Source organism: Microcoleus sp. B7-D4, assembly GCF_036705125.1.
GTDB lineage: Bacteria > Cyanobacteriota > Cyanobacteriia > Cyanobacteriales > Microcoleaceae > Microcoleus.
The window spans coordinates 1-5,238 of the sequence record NZ_JAUBTT010000203.1 but is presented as its reverse complement, the minus strand read 5'-3'; the positions used below and the strand labels follow the sequence as shown (position 1 = coordinate 5,238).

The following is a 5,238-nucleotide window of genomic DNA, read 5'->3' as shown; positions in this document are numbered from 1 at the left end:
GACTAATTATGAAATGGAACCGAAAAATAAAAAATAAAGGTAACTTAGTTAATGCAGTTTAGATGTTTGACAGCTTAATTCAATAGCTAAACATTCAGATTTTCGAGGCAAAAGACATGAACGGATGCGTTGGTGGCTAAGTACACAAAGAAAAGTTTCTTTTGAGAATCCAGAAGCATTTAGTGAATACGATGCTGAAAAAGATTGCTGTCGAGAAAAACTATCAGAATATTTAATTGAGTCAAGTGTTCAAGATGAACTCGATCGCGATAAAGCACGCTTTTCTAAAGGAGATCATACTCCTTTGCTATTGAGGGAAATCGATCCAAATGAAGTCCAGAAAAAATGTCCCTTATTTCGCGAACTCTATAACTATCTCAATAATTTTTGTCGTTGTCCATAAAGGGTCAGATAAAAATTTATTTAGGTAAACTGTAAGCCAACTTTTGCAAAGCATTAGTAGTGTTAAATTAGATTTTCCCCAAACAAAAAGCGCCCCTATTTCTAGGAGCGCTTTTTGTCAATCAAAAGCTAAAACTTAGCCATTGATAGAAGGAGCAACCAAAGCTACTGGAGTGACTTCACTAGCAGCCAAATCAAGCGGGAAGTTGTGAGCATTGCGCTCGTGCATTACTTCCATACCCAAGTTAGCGCGGTTGATCACATCAGCCCAAGTATTGATAACGCGACCTTGCGAGTCGATAATCGATTGGTTGAAGTTGAAACCGTTCAAGTTGAAAGCCATCGTGGAAATACCCAAAGCGGTAAACCAGATGCCGACAACTGGCCATGCACCTAACAAGAAGTGCAAAGAACGGCTGTTGTTGAAAGAAGCGTATTGGAAAATCAAACGACCGAAGTAGCCGTGGGCTGCAACGATGTTGTAGGTTTCTTCTTCTTGACCGAATTTGTAACCGTAGTTTTGCGATTCGGTTTCGGTTGTTTCACGAACCAAAGAAGAAGTAACGAGAGAACCGTGCATTGCGGAGAACAAAGAACCACCGAAGACACCAGCAACTCCCAACATGTGGAAGGGGTGCATCAGGATGTTGTGCTCAGCTTGGAACACGATCATGAAGTTGAATGTACCGGAGATACCCAAAGGCATACCGTCAGAGAACGAACCTTGTCCAATTGGGTAGATCAAGAATACTGCGGTTGCTGCTGCAACTGGTGCAGAGTAAGCGACGCAGATCCAAGGACGCATACCTAAGCGGTAGGACAATTCCCATTCACGACCCATGTAGCAAAATACACCGATCAAGAAGTGGAAAATTACCAATTGGTAAGGGCCGCCGTTGTACAACCACTCATCAAGGGAAGCTGCTTCCCAGATTGGGTAGAAGTGTAAGCCAATGGCGTTAGATGAAGGAACAACTGCACCTGTGATGATGTTGTTACCGTACATCAAGGAACCTGCTACTGGTTCGCGGATGCCGTCGATGTCCACTGGAGGGGCAGCGATGAAGGCGATGATGTAGCAAATGGTGGCGCTCAGGAGGGTAGGAATCATCAAGACTCCGAACCAACCTACATAAATGCGGTTGTCGGTGCTTGTGACCCACTCGCAGAAGCGTTCCCAGACGTTGGCGCTTTCGCGCTGCTGTAAGGTTGTTGTCATGGTTTTATGATTGCTGTATTTGGTTGTCAATGTTCGGATGATGTTTCTATTATTAACGGTCTTGTTAACGTTTGTAAAGGGGTTTAGCGACAGTTAAACTGATGACTGTGATTAGGAAAGCTGATGTAAGGAGAGACAGGGGCGTAGCTTGCGGGGCGCGACGCCATCGCCAGAAGTTTTGTTAAGAAAGTTGAGGGTTTTGCTTTCTGTGGGTCAGCTCGTGATACCTTTCTAAAACCTGAAAGCGGGAAAGTCCGGTGCAATTCCGGCGCTGTGCCGCAACTGTAAAAGTCAGAATGCCGATTTCGGGGGCGCTTTGTGGGCGTTTACTTTTGGATTCCCTGCGTAGCACGGGGAGGAGATTATTTGTTAGCTTTGACTGATTTGCCGACTTGTCCGGGTTTATTTTACGGTTCCCAAGCCCGAGACGGAGTTTTATCGAGAATGCGGATTCCGGGGGGAATTTTAAACGCGCAGCAGTGTCGGACGATCGCCGATGTGGCTGATCAATACAGTACCGGCTGTTTGCAAGTGACAAATCGGGCAAATTTGCAAATCCGAGAAGTGAACTCGGAAATTGCCCCGGAAGTCTGGAACCGCTTGCAGGAATTGGGGATAGCGTCTCGCCGCGTTGAAGTTGACCCGATTCGCAATATTATGGCAAGCCCGACAGCAGGGATCGATCGCCAGGAGTTACTGGATACTCGCCCGCTAGTCAAAGCTTGGGATGATTACCTGCAAACGCATCCCGAATTGTCGGAACTTTCGCCTAAGTTCAGTATTGGCTTCGACGGCGGGGAATCGGTTTCGATCCAGGCTTTACGCAACGATATTTTATTAGCTGCGGAAGGGCTTTCAACCCAATCAGAAATCGTTTTTCGGCTGCATTTCAACGGCGATACAGGAATTTTAATCCCAGAATCGCAATGTATTTCAGTATTAGCCGCCCTCGCTAGCACCTATCTTGAATACACCAAAAATCGACCTCGAATTGATGGGAAAAAACCGCGTTTGCGTCACCTGCTGGCAGATTGGGGTGTTGAAAGTTATCTAGAAAGGGTACAGCAGAATTTACCATTTTTATGGCAATTCACATCTTGCACATTTCCCAAAAACAGCCAAGATGCCTGTTCCACAAAGAGTGAATTTCCTTGTGGGGTGGGCATCTTGCCCGCCCGTTCGATCGACTCATCTGAAAAATCCCTCCCCAATCACCGACATCTCGGCATCCACCCTCAGCGACAGTCGGATTTATCCTACATGGGAATTGCACTGCCTCTCGGTAGGCTAGAATCAAAGCAACTGCGGAATTTGGCAAATTTAGCCCAAAATCTAGCCAGCGGTACCCTGAGACTTACGCCGTGGCAAAATCTGTTGATTTCTGATATCCCCAACTCCCAGCTTTTTGAGGTAAAACAGCAAATCGCCGATTTGGGATTGCACTCGTCAGCGACTCGGCTAGATTCGTGCTTGGTGGCTTGTGCCGGCAGCAGCGGCTGTGCGTCGGCGGCGACAGATACTCAAAGTCACGCCCTAGCAATGGTGAGGGATTTAGCGCAAAAATTGACGCTCGACCTGCCGATTAACATTCATTTCAGCGGTTGCCAAAAGTCCTGCGCCCAGCACCGGCCAATTGATATCACGCTGGTGGGAATTCAGATTGAGCGAGGACACGAGACGATCGAAGGTTACGACATTTATGCGGGTAGAAAAGATTTGCCCTTCGGGCGACCAATTTTTCAGGCGGTGAGTGCGATCGAGATGCCCGGTGCGATCGAGCGAATGTTGCAGGTGTATCAGCGGTTGCGAGAGCCATTGGAGTCATTTGGTGAGTTTATCGATCGGCGGGCGATCGACCAATTGCAGGAGTTGTTGAGTACGGAAAATCGGAATAGAAAGAGAAAAAACATCCCATGAAAACAGACAAATTTTAAGCATTTCTCTTTCTATCTCTCTTGATATTTCTTCCTTCGCGTCCTTTGCGCCTTCGCGGTTCATTCAAAAAATCTCTTTCACAAATCCCACAAAATTCCCATAGCAGTTTTAAACAATGATTGACTACATTCGAGACGGAACAGAAATCTACACCAAATCCTTCGCCACAATTCGAGCCGAAGCAGATTTGTCAAGCTTGCCACCCGATTTAGAATCGGTAGCCGTGCGACTAATTCACAGTTGTGGCATGACCGATATTGTTACAGATTTAGCAGCTTCCCCCGGTGCAGCCACCTACGGACGCCAAGCCCTCTCCGCAGGCGCGCCCATCCTGTGCGATGCCCGGATGGTGGCCGAAGGCATCACTCGCAAACGCCTTCCGGCTGACAATCCGGTGATTTGCACCCTCTGGCATTCCGAAATCCCGGAGTTGGCGCGGCAAATGGGAAATACTCGATCGGCTGCGGCGCTTGATTTATGGCTGGATAACTTGCAGGGTGCGGTTGTGGCCATTGGCAATGCCCCGACTGCTTTGTTCCGACTGCTGGAAATGCTTGATGCCGGAGCACCCAAACCGGCTTTAATTCTGGGTTTCCCGGTAGGATTTGTGGGGGCTGCCGAATCCAAAGCCGAACTGGCCGCCAACAGTCGGGGAGTGCCATTTATTACGTTGCACGGGCGGCGTGGTGGCAGTGCAATGGCAACGGCGGCCGTGAATGCGTTAGCGAAAAAGGATGAATTATGACTCAGGCTACTGGTAAATTGTACGGTTTGGGTATTGGCCCTGGTGATCCAGAATTGATCACATTGAAAGCTTATCGGATTTTGCAATCGGTGCCGGTGATTGCCTATCCGGCGATGGAAAATGGTAAGGTGCTGGCGCGGGCGATCGTTGCTGATTATCTGCGCCCGGAGCAAATTGAGATTCCGATGCCGTTGCCTTTTAGTCCGACGCGATCGTCTCAACCTTATTATGATATTGCTGCCGAGAAAATTGCCGCACATCTTAGCGAGGGACAGGATGTGGCGGTGCTGTGTGAGGGCGAGCCTTTTCTCTACGGCTCGTTTATGTATCTATTCAACCGTTTGTCGGCGAGATTTACCACTGAAGTTGTGCCGGGAATTTCTTCGACAATGGCGAGTGCGGCTGCGTTGGGAGTGCCGCTGACTTACCGTAACGATGTGTTAAGTATTATGCCTGCGACGCTGGATGCTGAGGTTTTGCGCGATCGACTGGCGGTTGTTGATGCTGCTGTGATTATTAAACTGGGGAGGCATTTTGCTAAGGTGCGGGATGTGTTGATTGAGTTGGGACAGTTCGATCGAGCATTGTATATAGAACGCGCAACTATGCCGAATCAGCGAATTCGGGCGATCGCAGATGTCGAGCCCGCTGAAGTTCCCTATTGGGCTCTCATTATGATACCTAGCCAGCAAAAGTCTGTAACTTAATATTTCCATGCCTGAAGGCGACGCGCTTCCAGGCTTTACCTACTTTTTTGTGCATTCTTACCTCTTTCTCCTGTTTTCTTCATATTCATAACTTAACCTTATACCTTACATCAGTTAATCTGTTGTTAAAATACTTTACAAACCTTAGAATATGCTTTATGTTTATTTACATGGCGGAACACAAAGCCGTCACGAACATTGAAAACCAAATAAAGCAATCATAAACAAAT

5 protein-coding genes and 1 riboswitch are annotated in these 5,238 nt (G+C 47.6%); of the genes, 4 read left to right on the top strand and 1 reads right to left on the bottom strand.

The genetic code is table 11. The features are described 5' to 3' along the window. Positions 1 to 124: 124 nt before the first annotated feature. Entirely contained in the window at positions 125 to 403 is a 279-nt protein-coding gene (locus QUB12_RS36550) for a hypothetical protein (RefSeq protein WP_333310978.1), read from the top strand. Positions 404 to 538: 135 nt separating this feature from the next. Here QUB12_RS36550 and psbA read toward each other — a convergent pair whose 3' ends face one another. Continuing rightward, positions 539 to 1,621, bottom strand: coding sequence for a photosystem II q(b) protein (gene psbA / locus QUB12_RS36545; RefSeq protein ID WP_333070606.1), 1,083 nt, complete (start codon positions 1,619 to 1,621; stop codon positions 539 to 541). A gap of 230 nt (positions 1,622 to 1,851) precedes the next feature. After that, positions 1,852 to 1,931, top strand: a riboswitch (adenosylcobalamin-variant (AdoCbl-variant) riboswitch). Between the two features lie 8 nt (positions 1,932 to 1,939). On the opposite strand from psbA, the gene cobG reads away from it, so the two are divergent. From cobG to QUB12_RS36530, 3 genes are all read left to right on the top strand, one after another. After that, a complete protein-coding gene (gene cobG / locus QUB12_RS36540; protein ID WP_333148297.1) occupies positions 1,940 to 3,538 on the top strand; it encodes a precorrin-3B synthase in 1,599 nt (532 codons plus the stop codon). A 133-nt stretch (positions 3,539 to 3,671) separates the two neighbouring features. Continuing rightward, the gene (locus QUB12_RS36535) at positions 3,672 to 4,301 is read left to right on the top strand and encodes a precorrin-8X methylmutase (RefSeq protein WP_333148299.1); all 630 of its coding nucleotides are present in this window, start codon (positions 3,672 to 3,674) and stop codon (positions 4,299 to 4,301) included. Further along, positions 4,298 to 5,008 carry a precorrin-2 C(20)-methyltransferase gene (locus tag QUB12_RS36530; RefSeq protein ID WP_333148302.1) on the top strand — a complete coding sequence of 237 codons (711 nt, stop codon included), beginning with the start codon at positions 4,298 to 4,300 and terminating at the stop codon, positions 5,006 to 5,008. The genes QUB12_RS36535 and QUB12_RS36530 overlap by 4 nt, the downstream gene beginning before the upstream one ends. Positions 5,009 to 5,238: the final 230 nt, after the last annotated feature.

Excerpts from the sequence above, each read along its gene's own strand:
- QUB12_RS36550 (WP_333310978.1), top strand. The coding sequence starts at position 125 with ATGCGTTGGTGGCTAAGTACACAAAGAAAAGTTTCTTTTGAGAATCCA.
- psbA (WP_333070606.1), bottom strand. The coding sequence starts at position 1,621 with ATGACAACAACCTTACAGCAGCGCGAAAGCGCCAACGTCTGGGAACGC.
- QUB12_RS36535 (WP_333148299.1), top strand. The coding sequence starts at position 3,672 with ATGATTGACTACATTCGAGACGGAACAGAAATCTACACCAAATCCTTC.
- QUB12_RS36530 (WP_333148302.1), top strand. The coding sequence starts at position 4,298 with ATGACTCAGGCTACTGGTAAATTGTACGGTTTGGGTATTGGCCCTGGT.